13 protein-coding genes are annotated in these 14,762 nt (G+C 47.3%); 10 read left to right on the top strand and 3 right to left on the bottom strand.

Annotation, left to right across the window (positions count from 1 at the left end; translation table 11 throughout):
• Window positions 1-375 precede the first annotated feature (375 nt).
• The 3 genes from LPY66_RS15530 to LPY66_RS15520 all read right to left on the bottom strand — a co-directional run bounded on the left by LPY66_RS15530 (window position 376) and on the right by LPY66_RS15520 (window position 2,650).
• Complete coding sequence (locus LPY66_RS15530; RefSeq protein ID WP_337985163.1) at window positions 376-1,530, bottom strand: iron-containing alcohol dehydrogenase; 1,155 nt, start codon at window positions 1,528-1,530, stop codon at window positions 376-378.
• Window positions 1,531-1,838: 308 nt separating this feature from the next.
• Entirely contained in the window at window positions 1,839-2,375 is a 537-nt protein-coding gene (locus tag LPY66_RS15525) for a ferritin-like domain-containing protein (RefSeq protein WP_337985162.1), read from the bottom strand.
• A gap of 29 nt (window positions 2,376-2,404) precedes the next feature.
• Window positions 2,405-2,650 carry an MGMT family protein gene (locus tag LPY66_RS15520; RefSeq protein ID WP_337985161.1) on the bottom strand — a complete coding sequence of 82 codons (246 nt, stop codon included), beginning with the start codon at window positions 2,648-2,650 and terminating at the stop codon, window positions 2,405-2,407.
• 117 nt (window positions 2,651-2,767) lie between these two features.
• On the opposite strand from LPY66_RS15520, the gene LPY66_RS15515 reads away from it, so the two are divergent.
• The 10 genes from LPY66_RS15515 to LPY66_RS15470 all read left to right on the top strand — a co-directional run bounded on the left by LPY66_RS15515 (window position 2,768) and on the right by LPY66_RS15470 (window position 14,398).
• Entirely contained in the window at window positions 2,768-4,798 is a 2,031-nt protein-coding gene (locus LPY66_RS15515; RefSeq protein ID WP_337985160.1) for a heterodisulfide reductase-related iron-sulfur binding cluster, read from the top strand.
• A 43-nt stretch (window positions 4,799-4,841) separates the two neighbouring features.
• Window positions 4,842-5,375: a DUF2284 domain-containing protein gene (locus tag LPY66_RS15510; protein WP_337985159.1), complete on the top strand. Its 534-nt coding sequence runs from the start codon at window positions 4,842-4,844 to the stop codon at window positions 5,373-5,375.
• Window positions 5,376-5,562: 187 nt separating this feature from the next.
• A complete protein-coding gene (locus LPY66_RS15505) occupies window positions 5,563-6,318 on the top strand; it encodes an ABC transporter ATP-binding protein (protein ID WP_337985158.1) in 756 nt (251 codons plus the stop codon).
• Window positions 6,299-7,216, top strand: coding sequence for a SufB/SufD family protein (locus LPY66_RS15500; RefSeq protein WP_337985157.1), 918 nt, complete (start codon window positions 6,299-6,301; stop codon window positions 7,214-7,216). The genes LPY66_RS15505 and LPY66_RS15500 overlap by 20 nt, the downstream gene beginning before the upstream one ends.
• A 279-nt stretch (window positions 7,217-7,495) precedes the next feature.
• Entirely contained in the window at window positions 7,496-7,660 is a 165-nt protein-coding gene (locus tag LPY66_RS15495) for a hypothetical protein (protein WP_337985156.1), read from the top strand.
• A gap of 207 nt (window positions 7,661-7,867) precedes the next feature.
• Window positions 7,868-9,637 carry a DNA helicase RecQ gene (gene recQ, locus LPY66_RS15490; protein ID WP_337985155.1) on the top strand — a complete coding sequence of 590 codons (1,770 nt, stop codon included), beginning with the start codon at window positions 7,868-7,870 and terminating at the stop codon, window positions 9,635-9,637.
• A 4-nt stretch (window positions 9,638-9,641) separates the two neighbouring features.
• Complete coding sequence (locus tag LPY66_RS15485) at window positions 9,642-10,076, top strand: YaiI/YqxD family protein (protein WP_337988112.1); 435 nt, start codon at window positions 9,642-9,644, stop codon at window positions 10,074-10,076.
• Entirely contained in the window at window positions 10,076-13,513 is a 3,438-nt protein-coding gene (gene addB, locus LPY66_RS15480) for a helicase-exonuclease AddAB subunit AddB (protein ID WP_337985154.1), read from the top strand. The genes LPY66_RS15485 and addB overlap by 1 nt, the downstream gene beginning before the upstream one ends.
• A gap of 50 nt (window positions 13,514-13,563) precedes the next feature.
• Window positions 13,564-13,698 (top strand): hypothetical protein, encoded by a 135-nt coding sequence (locus tag LPY66_RS15475; protein ID WP_337985153.1) that lies wholly within the window; start codon window positions 13,564-13,566, stop codon window positions 13,696-13,698.
• Between the two features lie 157 nt (window positions 13,699-13,855).
• Window positions 13,856-14,398: a DUF6125 family protein gene (locus LPY66_RS15470; protein WP_337985152.1), complete on the top strand. Its 543-nt coding sequence runs from the start codon at window positions 13,856-13,858 to the stop codon at window positions 14,396-14,398.
• Window positions 14,399-14,762: the final 364 nt, after the last annotated feature.

Raw genomic sequence — 14,762 nt, 5'->3', positions numbered from 1 at the left:
TGTTAGAATGACTGCATTCGGATAAATGATTCACCTTCTTTCCCCTAAATTCAAAGTAAATATAAGAAATTCATTCGGTAATACTTAATGCAAGAAACGGGCCAACATACAAAGAGTTTAAAACCGTATAAAATACTATCTCAATACACATTCAGTTTATCACTATTTTGAGAATTCACGTTTTTGATAAAAATATTTTGCGATTTCGCAATTCGTGTTGCTCTTTTGCCATTGTGTCATGGTTTGGACACACGGATATGGGCAGCGCTTGCGCTGCCCATACCTTAGTATCAGCCCTCGGCTATAGCCGTGAAGATACTGACCTACGCGGATTGCTTTCTCTGAAAAGATTTCTCTCTATCAACACGAATATTATCAGCGGTTATACTCTTTTTGGAGGTATACCAAAACGTCAGCCGGCGTCAGCTTTTTCGGCATAAAGAAAGCACAGACGTCATTAAGGGTATCGTTGGAAATATCTACCAAACCGCTTTCCGGTATGCCGAGTTCCTTTAATGTTTTGATACCGACTTGTTTATTCAATTGACGAATCGCTTCGGCTACGGCAGCGCCAATTTCCTGACTGGACAAATCAGCAGCAAGCTCTACGCCGAGAATTTCTCCGATTTTTCTAACTCTATCCGGTTTGACATCACAAACGTATTCCATAACAATAGGGAGCGCCACGGCGCACAGCGTGCCATGGGCAATATGGTACTTAGCGCCAATGGTATGCGCCAGAGCGTGTCCGAAGTGAACACCGGTATCACCGAAGGCATATCCGGCGCAAACGCACGCGAAGCTCATTTTAGTCCGGGCTTCCACATTGGAACCCGTGGCGACAGCGATGGGCAAATATTTGACAACGAGGGTCATGGCATCGATGGATAAAATATCGGACATATCATTTTGGTTTGCGGATGTATAGGATTCGACTGCATGAGAAAATGTATCCATACCGGTTGGCGCGGTGATACCGGCAGGGAGTCCCAGCGTGAGCGTGGGGTCAACAATGGCTAAATCGGCGGTTGTGGCTTTGGACATCGTACCTGATTTCGTACCTGCTTTGCTGTTGGAAATAACAGCGACCTTGGTAACTTCTGCGCCTGTGCCTGCAGTTGTCGGAATCAGAATAAGGAGTTTCCCGGGTTTTTGTGGAACCATTGGGTTAAAATAATCCGCTAGGGAACCGGGATTGCCCATGAGAACGTTGACGGCTTTTGCTGTATCCAAAGAGCTTCCACCGCCCAGACCGACGATGGCATCAACATTTTCTTTTCTGCCAATGGCTGCCGCTTCGTCCACGGTGGTGTCGGGGGGATCAGCAACAACACCATCATATTCAAATACCTCAATACCAGCAGCTTTGATCGTAGCAATGACTTTGTCGGCAACACCGGCGGCTTTAATGCCTTTATCATAGACACATAACACTTTGGCAATATCGAGTTGTTTTAATTTTTCTCCTGTTTGCTGATAGACCCCCTCTCCAAATAACACGGGTGTCAGATGACTGATTTCGAAAGACATGTGAAATTCCTCCCTTTATCTATTTATTGAATTTTACGTCAATTCAGTAATGCATCAAATATGCCAGCCGGTCAAAAGAGCGGAAGATTCTCCTTTTTTCAGCGGATCTGACGACTGCAGGGCTTACGTAGGTTTGGTTAAAATTTTGCGAATATCTTATTCTTTTTCATTTGCGGAAAGTGCTTTTTACGGTTTTGTTATACAAATCTGAGCCGCGCTCCGCAATCCTACTCCGCTTGCTGCCGGAACTGTGGCACGCAGACCGAGCTATGGGGGATTGAATATCAAGTTATTTAGGGAACGGTGTACTAGGCTTTACAGTATTTTGCCAGAGCCTTGTTGAAAAGACGGATATGCACTTCTTCATCGAGGATGATGCGCTGAAGGATTGCTTTGATGTTAGGATCTGCAATGATCCGTATATGTTCCCGGTACGCGGCAATGGCTTTTTGCTCGGATTGGATATCCGCTTGGAGCTGATCACACAGTTGATGACCATAGCAAACAAAACTGCCGGACCAAAATGTACCGGCAGTGCTGCTGCCGCCTCGAATTACCGGATTTCCCCCGAGCTTTCGAATCAGTTCGGCCAGGATCTCCATATGGAGCATCTCGGTGATCGCGATGTTATCGAGAAGTTCTCCGAGTGCTTCATCAACTTCTCTGAAGAAATAATGATGATAAAGATATTGGCTGATGGCGGTGAATTCACTGACCATGCCGGCATAATCATCAATAAGCAGTTCGGCATAATAGATATTGGACTGCTGAACGGCGATTGCCGGATAAGGCGAAGGATCGGCATATCCCTCTCTTCTATGCTTCTTAAAATTGTTTTCGCTCACAATAAATACCCCCTGCAAAGTCTATTTACCTAAACTTTATTGCGCAGGGGGCAGAGAAATGATAGGAAAGAAAGATTTTTAGCTAACCGGCCTGTCCGATTGACGACGCGATGACAAGGCAGTTTAATTTGCGGTGAAGCAGCCCGCATAGCCCAAACTACCACACGGGCATTACGCGGGCAGCCTGCCCAAAGGGCGATTTGCCCGTACGTCGCCACTTTGCCGGGAGGAATCGCTGCCACAAGCTGCTGTATTTTTTTATAATCGATCCCCATATCGGATTGCTCCAGTCCGCGCCAGGATTTGCACTTGCAATACGCTCAGAGTTTGTATACTATTCCTTATAGAATAACATTTTTTTTGGCTTCATATCGCATACAACCGAGGTTATTATGAACATTATCCTGTTTTTCACATTACTTCTGATTTCACTTTGTTATTTCCTGTACCAAATCTACCGGCGGATATCCTATCTCCGTTTAGGCCGGACGGAGGATCGGTCGGATCAGCGCGGAGAGCGCCGTAAATACTTTTGGCAGACGATCCTTTTACAGAAACCGATTGCGAAGTATCCGCTTTCGGGGATTTTTCATGCTTTTATCATGTGGGGATTTGTCATTTTAATTATCAGCAGTATCAATATGGCTGTGAAGGGTCTTTTTTTCATGGACATCTTCATACTACAGACAGCCTGGTTCTTATTCCTGCGCGACCTTTTTATCCTATTGGTTGTCCTCGGGGTGGTTGGGTTTGCTGTTCGGCGTCTGTACCTTAAGAGGACCAAACAGGATTGGATGCACAGTTCGTTAAAGTCCTATAGCATTCTGGCGCTGATTTTTCTTATTGTCCTGACTGAGCTGGTGTATTTGACGACGCAGGCGGCCCTTACGGGAATTGTGCTGCCCGGGGCTTGGCTGGTGGCGGTCTTTGTCGGTGTCTTTTCCGGATTCAGTCCCGTCGTCTTGCAGCTTCTCGATGATATCTGCTGGTGGCTTCATTATGTGTCGGTCTTTTCCTTCTTTTTTGTCATTCCGAACTCGAAGCATCTGCATTTGATTTTTGCACCTTTGAACATTTACCGGCGTTCCCTGAGGACAAAGGGTGCCCTCGTGACCGTGTCACCGCAAGTGCAGACACTGCAGGCTCAGACAACGCAAGCGCAAACACCTCTGGAGTTCGGGAGTCCAGACAGCGGAGTCCAGAATTGTGGAGCGCATACTGTTGAGGATTTTACCTCAAAACAACTGTTAGATACGTACAGTTGTGTACTGTGCGGACGGTGTCACCGACATTGTCCGGCTGAACGCAGTAAAGAAACCTTGAAGCCCAAACGACTTAATGGCTTTATCCGTTCGTATCTGGAGGAGGAAGGTGCTTCTCTCCTCAAGCGACGACAAGGGATAACGGCAGCCAAACCGCCGCTGCGTGTGGCGGGGGAGCTTTTTCGCTACGATTTTATCTGGAGCTGTACGACGTGCGGCGGGTGTAATGATGCTTGCCCCGTCAGTATTGATCACATATCAAAAATCATCGATATGCGGCGCAGTATTGTATCCGAACAAAAGGATATTCCTGGGGCGATGAAAACGGTGATGGATCACCTTGCGCAGACGGGCAATCCGTTCGGAAGACCGCGGAAGATGGCTCAGGATTATCCATGGGCGGCGGAATTGGGGATACCCACGTTGGATCAAAAACCGGATGCGGAATTTGTGTTCTTTGTTGGCTGCCAGGGGAGCCTGGATGAATCCACGCATCAGACAGCGGCTGCTTTAGCGAAAGTTTTACAGCATGCCGGTGAGAATGTGGCTATTTTGGGTGAAAAGGAATGGTGCTGCGGTGAGACTGTCCGCCGAATGGGTAACGAGTTGCTCTACCAACGGACCGTTCGCAAAAATATTGCCGACTGGGCAGCGTATGGCATCAAAAAAATCATTACCTTGTGTCCTCACTGTTACAATACCCTCAAAAATGAATACCCCGAATTTGGCGGAGATTATGACGTCGTATCCCATGTGGCTTTGTTGGCAGAGCTCATCACCCGGGGCAAACTGGTGATCACGAAACCGCTGCATAGCCATGTCACGTATCATGATCCGTGTTATCTTGGCCGCTATAACGCACAATTTGAGGAACCACGAGAGATACTTCGCGCCATTCCCGGTGTCAGCTTAACCGAAATGACACATCATCATTCCGAATCGTTTTGCTGCGGTGCCGGCGGCGGTCGCTTCTGGACCCGCGGGGATAAGGATAATCCGATTTCAGCCAACCGCGTCAAGAATATTCTGGCCACTGAGGCTGACGTGGCGGTGACGGCATGTCCTTACTGCCGGACGATTTTTTCGGAACGAATCCATCAACAGGGTGAAGACGTGGTTGTAAAGGATATCGCAGAGATTTTAGCTCAGAACTGTCTGTAAAGAACTGTTTCATTCATAATGGGAATGGAGGATAAAATCATCAATGATGCTTAAGGAAAAACTGATTGCGGCGTTTACGCGCTTGGGTTTTGATGAGTACCGCGAGATACTGCCAAAGGATATTATCTTTTCCCAATATGTTTTTGATCAATGCGCGCGCAATACCTGCGGCATGTTTGGGAAAAACCACGGCTGCCCGCCGAAGGCCGGAACGGAAGAGGAAAGAAAGAACCGTGTACTGAAGTACAACAGTGCGTTCGTTATTTCGAAAATTATTTCGATTAGAACGCGGCAAGAAATGAACGATTCGCAGATGATCCTGGCTCGAATCACGAAAGAGCTGCGGGATGAATTTGCCCGGGATGAGGTTTTGATCATGGGTGCGGGCCCGTGTTTGGTGTGTGAAAAATGCACGGCATTAACCGATGAACCTTGTCGTTTTCCTGAAAAAACCCAGTATTCGATGGAAGGCAGCGGCATCGACGTGGTGACGATGTCCAAAGAGTTAAATATGACTTACCAATGCCGGAAATGGCAGAGTCGGATTCTTCGCCTTGGTGCTCTATCAAGCATCTAGATCTTTCGAGAACGGTTTAGAGTGATTTTCCTTTGGCATAAGATAATCTTTTACGTCATATCGCATTAAATTAAAACACTTATGGTTTCCCTTAGTAATAAGGAAATGATATAATAACGTAGAAATTCTTAATTATAGAAATTTATTAGGCTAAATCCTATCAAGAGACCAGAAGGGGGCAGGAGTTATGCTGGAATTAAAAAACGTAGCTCTTAATTTAGAAGGAGACCAGGGCGAAGTCGACATATTAAAAGATATCAGTCTCGCTCTGGAAAAGAAAAAGATATACGTCATGACTGGACCGAACGGCGGCGGTAAATCCTCCATCGCTAAAGTCATCATGGGTATTTACCGGGCGTCAGCGGGAAAACTTCTTTTGGATGGTGTGGATATCACTGATATGGGGATTACGGAAAGAGCCCGTTTGGGTATCGGCTATGCCTTTCAATCACCGCCCCGATTCAAGGGGATGAAAGTCAAAGATATGTTGAAGCTGGCCTCAGGAGATCGGAAGATTAATCCATGCGATTTGTTATATGACGTGGGTCTGTGTGCTCAGGATTACTTGGAGAGGGAAATCAATGCCAGTTTTTCCGGCGGTGAATTAAAGCGCGTGGAAATTGCCAGTATTTTAGCAAGGAATCTTAAGGTAGCCGTTTTTGATGAGCCCGAAGCGGGGATCGACCTGTGGAGTTTCCAAAAGCTGACGGAAACGTTCCAGACCCTGAATAAGAAATATGACATGACCATCGTCATCATTTCGCACCAGGAGAGAATTCTCCGTCTGGCGGATCAGGTGGTCCTGGTATCCGACGGTAAGATCAGCGAGATAACCACCAAGGCGAAGATCCTTGGAGAAATAGAAATGCTTGATTCCGGTTGTGAATGCAGAAATAACTGTTCAATTGTAGGAGGAAATGTTGATGCTTACTGCAATCGATAAAACACTGTTAGCAGAAGTCGCCGATTTACATGAAATTCCTCACGGCGCCTATAATATTCGAAAAAATGGTGAGAAGGCTGCCCGGAATACCACAGCCAATATTGATATTGTCACTAAAACGGACAAGCCGGGTATTGATGTCATTATCAAGCCCGGTACCAAAAATGAAAGTGTGCATATTCCGGTTATTCTTTCTGAAGGAATCGATGACTTGGTGTATAATACATTTGAAGTCGGAGCGGATTCCGATGTCCTGATCGTTGCGGGCTGCGGTATTCATAACCCCGGAAGCAAAAAGGCCCAGCATGACGGGATTCATGAATTTTTTGTCCGCAAGGGTGCGCGCATGAAATACGTCGAGAAACACTATGGCGAGGGCGACGGCAGCGGCGAGCGTATCCTGAATCCCAAAACAATTATTGAAATAGAAGAAGACGGTATCGCCGAGCTGGAGATGGTACAGATTAAAGGTGTGGATCAGACCAAGCGTGATACGGAAGTCCGCCTCCATAAGAATGCGCGTCTGATCGTCACGGAAAGATTGTTGACAACGACGAACCAAAATGCCGAATCGAACATTACCGTCGAGCTGAAGGGTGAAGATGCAACGGCACAAGTCATATCACGTTCTGTGGCACAAGATAACTCCACCCAGATTTTCCATTTGAATATGCGCGGTTATGCCCAGTGTCGCGGTCACATCCAGTGTGATTCGATCATTATGGATACCGCTCGTGTCTCCTCGATTCCAGAGATCACCGCGTTCCATTCCGATGCGCAGCTTGTGCATGAGGCAGCCATTGGCCGTATCGCCAATGATCAGCTGGTTAAGCTAATGACACTAGGCTTGACAGAGAAGGAAGCGGAAGATAAAATTTTAGAGGGATTCCTCGCGTAAATCTCACCATACAAAGACTGTCAACCCATCAGCTGTGTATTTTCCATCGGCGGTAAGCAAGTTATCGCCAGTATGAAATATAATCGATCAACCATGAAGCTGCAAGAATTTTCTTTCTTGCAGCTATTTAACTATGCCCATGCTCCATGTCCTGCTATTTGGATTTTGAACAAACAGCTTCTTCATTTACAGTATTTCCCACCCAGCCAAGTGGTCTATTCTTCATGATTTTCGATATATTATTGATGTTATATCATTCGGAACGGGGGGCTGATCACCATGCTTGAATCCATTCTGGTAGGGGGAGCAATGATTATTGTTTTTCTCTTGTGCGTTGCCTGTTTGCTTTTATTTATCAAAGTCTCTTTGGTTGTCAACACGGCAGCACAAATCTATATTGATAAAAATGATCCCGAAAAAAATAGCCGACGCGAGGTGTATTAAACCGTCTTCAAAACAATCAAAAAAAGATAGTCAATGAAGGGAAAAATAGGATAGGGAAATTTACGGTCGAAGGGAGGAGATAAACGCTTTCCGGCGAAATAACATAAAGAAGAGAATTTTCAGTCATAGAAATTAATCTATGGCTTTTTTACTATATTTTGGGTAATCGGGTAAAGTGCTATGTGTGTAGGGAGTAGATAGAAGCGTATGATGACTCAAGCCCAAGAAGCTCTTATAAAATACTTCGGCTACAAGGCGTTTCGGGATGGACAGGAAAAAGTCATTGGCAGCCTCTTGGCAGGTAAGGATACCTTAGCAATCATGCCCACCGGGGCCGGGAAATCCATCGCGTATCAAATACCGGCGCTGCTTTTTGATGGGATCACCCTGGTGATTTCCCCGCTGATCTCTCTGATGAAGGATCAGGTGGACAGCCTTGGGGAAACCGGCATCCCGGCGACCTTCATCAACAGCTCGATCCCGCTGAGAGAGGCGCGTTTGCGGATTGATAAGCTGCAAAAGGGGAACTATAAGATCGTTTATCTGGCGCCGGAGCGACTGGAATCGGAGGAATTTCTGCCGTTGCTGCAAGAACTGCCGATCCGTTTCATGGCGGTGGATGAGGCGCACTGTGTTTCCCAGTGGGGACACGACTTTCGGCCCAGTTACATGCGAATCAGCCATTTCCTGGAGTCCCTGCCGGTAAGACCCCTTGTGGGCGGGTTTACCGCAACCGCCACCGAGGAAGTCAAAAAGGATATTATTCGGTTGCTGGGCCTAAAAAAGCCCAATTGTTTCCTCACCGGCTTTGACCGTCCTAATCTTAAGTTTACTGTGCTCAGGGGAGAAAATAAAAAAGTTTTTATCCAGAATTATTTGAAGATCAATGCGAACAATACCGGCATTATCTATGCCGCAACCCGCAAGGATGTTGATAAGCTCTATACCCTGCTCAAGAGCAGCGGCATGGCTGTCGGCCGTTATCATGCGGGCTTATCCGATCAGGAACGGAAACAGAGTCAGGAGAAGTTTATTTTTGACGACATTGCGATCATGGTAGCCACCAATGCCTTTGGGATGGGAATCGATAAATCCAATGTCCGCTTTGTTATTCACTACAACATGCCCAAGAATATCGAATCGTATTATCAGGAAGCAGGAAGAGCGGGCCGCGACGGCGAACCGGCAGAGTGTATTCTGTTGTTCGGGCCTCAGGATGTCCAGATTCAAAAGATGATGATAGAGGAGACCACATTTAACCAACAGCGTCAAGGCAATGAATTTAAAAAATTACAGGCCATGGTCGATTACTGTTACACCTCCCGGTGTCTCAGGAAAACGATCCTGGAATACTTCGGGGAGATGGACAGTCCGGAAAAATGCGATAACTGCAGCAACTGCGAGGATCGCATGGAAAAGGTCGATGTCACCCTGGACGCCCAGAAGATTTTATCCTGTGTTTACCGAATGAAGGAACGCTATGGCACCGCCCTGGTGGCGGAAGTGCTGAAAGGCTCGAATAATAAAAAGATACTGCAGTTTGGCTTGGATAAATTGTCCACACACGGGATCATGAAAGAGACCCCGCTGCAGGAAATTAAGGACCGGATCAACTTTTTGACCGCGGAGGGGTATCTGGCTGTCGCCGGCGGTCTGTACCCGGTTATCAAGTTGTCCCCCAAAGCAGTACCTGTGCTCAAGGGCGAGGAAAAAGTCTTCCAGTCCATCTTGCGTCGCGAAGAAGTAAACCAGACCGATGCGGAGAAATTATTTGAACGACTTAGGGTCCTGCGCCGGAAAATCGCCCAGGAAGAAGGTCTGCCGCCGTATATGATTTTCGCAGACAGCACCCTCCGGGAGATGGCGGAAAAACGCCCCCAAGACCGGATGGCCCTGATCCGAATCAACGGTGTCGGGGAAAGAAAACTGGAAAAGTACGGCGCGTTGTTTTTAGCTGAGATCAAGGAGGCCTGCTGATGTGATGAAGATCCTTGTTGACGCCGATGCCTGCCCGGTCAAGGACATTATTGTCCGGATTGCGAAAAGTCAGGATATCCCTGTCATCATGATCATCGATACCGCTCATGAGCTTAACGATGGGTACAGTACGGTCATTACGGTGGATCAGGGCCGGGACAGTGCGAATTTGGCGATTATGAAGCAATTGGCGAAGACCGATATCGTCGTGACCCAGGATTTCGGACTGGCAGCACTGGTTTTGGGGAAAGGGGCCAGAGCCATTAACCAAAACGGGCTGGTCTATACCGATGCCAACATCGAAAGACTCTTATTTGAACGTTTCCTGGGACAAAAGGTGCGGCGCAGCGGCGGACGAACCAACAACCCAAAAAAACGGACAAAGGAAGACAATGAGCGCTTTGAAGCGGCGTTTGTACGGATTATAGAGGAGAAATGATGAGTTTAAAAGTAATCTTCGGGCGTGCTGGCAGCGGAAAATCTTATTATTGTCTGCATGCCATCAAAGAACAGATCAAAAGAAAGGCAACAGGGAAACCATTGATTTTGCTTGTGCCTGAGCAGTATACCCTTCAGGCGGAAAAGGATCTGATCGCCGTTCTGGAGACGGGCGGGATCCTGGAGGTCGAGGTATTAAGCTTTCGTCGGCTGGCTTTCAGAGTGTTTAATGAAGCCGGGGGGATTGCCTTTCCTCATATTCACTCCGCAGGGAAATCAATGATCCTGTTTCGAATTTTAGCCGCCTTGAAAGACGAACTGACGGTCTTTGCTCATTCCGCAGACCGTAAAGGGTTTGTTAGCACGCTATCGGCTTTAATGACGGAACTGAAACGTTACCATATCGGACCGGAAGATCTGCAGAAAGCCGAAGGTGCTTTAGCTGATACCGATCCGCTTAAAGATAAACTGAAGGAAATCCGTACAATTTATGCGGGATTCGAGGAAACAATCCGGGATCGTTATCGGGACAGCGATGATGATTTAACCCTGGCGGCTTCTAAGATGGTGGACACGGATCTGTTTCGCGGGGCAGAGATTTGGATCGATGGGTTTGCCGGATTTACCCCCCAGGAATATCTGATCATTGCCAAGCTTCTCACCCAGGCCGAGAAGGTCAATATCACGCTGTGCACAGAATCGCTTACATCGGCACAGATGCGCGGAACCGATGTCTTTGCCGAGGTAAAAGGGGCCTACCGCAAGCTGGTGAACTTGGTTCAAGAGTACGGCTGTACCCTTGAACCGGCGGTAAACTTGAATACATCCTCCTTGCCGAGGTTTCAGGACAGTCTGGAACTATCCCACTTGGAACGGTATTATTCGGCATATCCGTATCCCGTTTTTGAACCGCCGACAAAGGATATTTCCCTATTAGCATCCGTTAATCCCTATGCCGAGATCGAGGCTGCTGCCGGAGAAATCGTCCGGCTGTGCCGGGACGGTGGTCTGCGTTTTCGTGATATTGCCGTGCTCAGCAGAAACCTCACGGCTTACGAAGGGTTGATTGAAACGGTATTCAGCGAATATGGGATTCCGTATTTCCTGGATAAGAAAACAGCGATCACCGATCACCCCTTGGTGCGGATGATTCTGGCGATGCTGGATATTTTCAGTGAGAACTGGTCGTATGAAGCCGTCTTTCGCTATCTGAAGACCGGACTCACCGGCTTAGAACAGGAAGATATCGATCACATCGAAAATTATGTTTTAGCCTGCGGTATTCGAGGCAATCGTTGGACAATGAGCGCCGAGTGGGAAATGATTCCGGAAATGATCCCGGAAGAGAATCTGGCGGACAGCGCGCGTGCTGAACGGGCTCAGGAACTGGCGGAAATTAATCGAATCCGGAATGAAATCATCCGGCCGCTGCTTGCTTTTCGTCAGAAGACGAAGAACAGAAGGCTAACTTCGGAAATCGGCGAGGCGCTGTATGACTTTCTGTGCGGGATCGGGGTGCCCGAGAGAATCGAAGCCTATCAGCAGTATTTTAAGGATAACGGACTGCTCGAGCTGGCCAACGAATATAGCCAGGTATGGAACATTGTGATGCATGTCCTGGACCAGACAGTGGAAGTCATGGGCGATGACGCCCTAACTTTGGAAAAATTTGCCGATACCTTAACGATCGGCTTGGCTGAATACACCATCGGAATTATCCCGGCGTCGCTGGATCAAGTCTTGATTGGAAGCATCGAGCGTTTCCGCAGCCACGACCTCAAAGCCCTCTTGATCCTGGGCGTCAACGACGGCGTATTTCCTGCCGCCGCTTTAGCGGAAGGGATTATTTCCGATCAGGACAGAGCCTCATTGAATCGCTTGGGTATTGAACTTGCCAATGATACCCAATCCCAAGCCTTTAATGAACAATACCTCGTTTATCGTGCGTTGACCACAGCGTCACACTATCTGCGGCTGAGCTGGCCCATCGCCGACCAGGAAGGAAAAAGCTTACGGCCTTCGATGATCATCTATCGCCTGCGAAAACTTTTTCCTCAGATCAAACAGGAGAGTAATCTCCTGCAAACGGGAACAGGCTTGGATAGCCTTGCCGGTCAGTCCCCGGCTTTTCGGCAGATGGTGGCGGCCTTCCGACTCAAGGCGGAGGGGCAAGCAATCGAACCCTGGTGGCAGGACGTTTACCGCTGGTATGAAGAAAAGACAGAGTGGCAAGCCCAATGTCGGGCAGTTCACGATGCGTTTTTTATCCGGAACCTTGCCAATCCGGTAAGTCCGGAAAAGATCAGGGCATTGTATGGTGAGACCGCCTATGCCAGCGTATCCCGGCTGGAGAAATATACATCCTGTCAGTTCGCCTTCTATCTGCAATACGGTCTTAAGGCCAAGGAAAGAAGACTATTTCAATTCCGTGCGCCGGATGTTGGGACATTTATGCATGCTGTTATCGAAACGTTTTCACGGCAAGCTGCCGAAGGAAATTTGCTGTGGCGGGATATGGAGAGAGACTGGTGCAGGGAGCAGGTAACGCTCATCGTCGATGTCATGCTGAATTCCATGCAGGGTTCCGGTCTGGCCGCATCCAAACGCTACGCCGCGCTGGCCGGAAGATTAAAACGCGTGATCACGCGGGCTGTCTGGATGATCGTGGAACATTTGCGACGCAGCGGATTCGAACCCCTCGGCTATGAATTGGGGTTCGGGGAAGGGGAGAAGTTCCCGCCCATCGTTATTGAACTGGGTTCAGGACAGGAGGTCCATCTCGTGGGCCGGATCGACCGGGTCGACGCGCTCAAGACGGAAGAGGGCACCTATCTCCGAATCGTCGATTATAAATCCGGCAATAAAGATTTTAAACTGGCCGACGTGTATTACGGGCTTCAGATCCAACTGATTACCTATCTGGATGCCTTGTGGGAAAACCAGGCATTGGCGCTTGAACAGCCCGTGCTTCCCGGCGGAATCCTCTATTTCCAAATCGATGATCCCTTTGTTAAAAGTAACGGCAAGCTGTCGGAAACTGAGATCGAACAAAAAATTATGAAGCAGTTGAAAATGAAAGGCCTGCTCTTGGCGGATGTCAAACTGATCAAGGAAATGGACCGGACAATCGACGGTTCCTCATTAATTATTCCCGCCCGAATCAACAAGGATGACAGCCTGGGGAAATCTTCCGCGGCATCCCTGGAACAATTCCAGATATTGCGACGCTATGTCAAGAATCTGCTGCAGGGTTTATGTGAAGAAATTATGAGCGGCAATGTCGCCATCAGTCCCTATAAGAAAAAGGGGACAACATCCTGCAAATACTGCAGCTATGCGGCCGTCTGCCAATTTGATCCGTCACGGAAAGAAAACACTTTTCGCCTGCTGACGGACAAAAAGGATGAGGAAGTCTGGGGACTTCTCGGCGGACAATAACACGGCACGTATCATGAGCATGGCCGTAGGGGGCTGAATACGCTAAACAGATGAACACGGTAAACACGGTAAACACGATGAACACGGTAAACACGATGAACACGATAAACAGATACATTCGATCTGAATACGATGAATATAATGACTATAATGAACAGATGAACGCAATCAATGTGATAAATTAGCGATGTGCGGTGATTATTTGTCTAAATGGTTTGACCATTACACGTTATTTTATAGGAAACTATGAACGTGGTTTTTAGAAGTTTAATTGCCCGAGTAATAGTAACTGATACGTAGAGAGCGCTCTTAAAAGAAGGGTTTATGAATTCGGAGGAAGAAATGATAGACAATGAAATGATGAACGCCATGTCAAAGGAAGAATTGATCGAACTGATCGGAATTTACGCCAAGAACTGGACCGCATTAGACGGGGTATGGTTCCAGTCGGTCGAGCGCAAATTCGGTATGGATGAAGCAATGTATCATGACGGCGAAGCATGGAAGCGTTATACAGCGATTGAAGCCAAGCGACTAAAAGAATTTCTCAAGCTTCCTGAACAGGCCGGGCTGGAAGGTTTAGCCCAGGCGTTACGCTTACGATTCGCTGCGCACATCAACCCCAGTGAAATCGTGATCGACGGCAATACCTTGACATATCGGATACTGGACTGTCGGGTTCAAACGGCCAGAAGCCGTAAAAATCTGGCTTACCATCCATGCAAACCCGTTGGATTCCTTGAGTATGATGGATTTGCCAAAGTCATTGATCCACGTATTGCATGTACCTGTTTGAGCTGCTTCCCCGATGTCACCGACGAATCTTGCAGCTGTTCCTGGCTGTTTACACTGAAGGAAGATAACAGGCAAGTAACTGGTAATTAGTCCAAGTTAACCGGTAATTAGCCGAAATTAAACGGTAGGTAACTGCTAATTAACCTAGGTAACCGATAAATTGCCCAAAAAGGAAATATTGCAGACTTGAATATAATACTCCTCCAATAACCAGCCGTAATCATAACGATCTGGTTATTTTGTTCTTTATTGGCAAATAATTGATATTTTTTAGAGGAAAATAAGTAAAAATGTGGAATTAAGATATAGTCTTTTTATTGTATTAATCATGTTAATCATCAATTATCTATCTTATACTTATTGATTTGTTTATCTGTTTACTGTTTATCTAATTATCTGTTTATCTATTTGTCTGTTTGTCTGTATATATTTTCTATCATCCTAAATAACTCCG

Source organism: Dehalobacter sp. DCM (genome assembly GCF_024972775.1).
Classification (GTDB): Bacteria; Bacillota; Desulfitobacteriia; order Desulfitobacteriales; family Syntrophobotulaceae; genus Dehalobacter.
The sequence above is the reverse complement of the archived record's forward strand: the minus strand, read 5'-3'. Positions and strand labels throughout refer to the sequence as shown.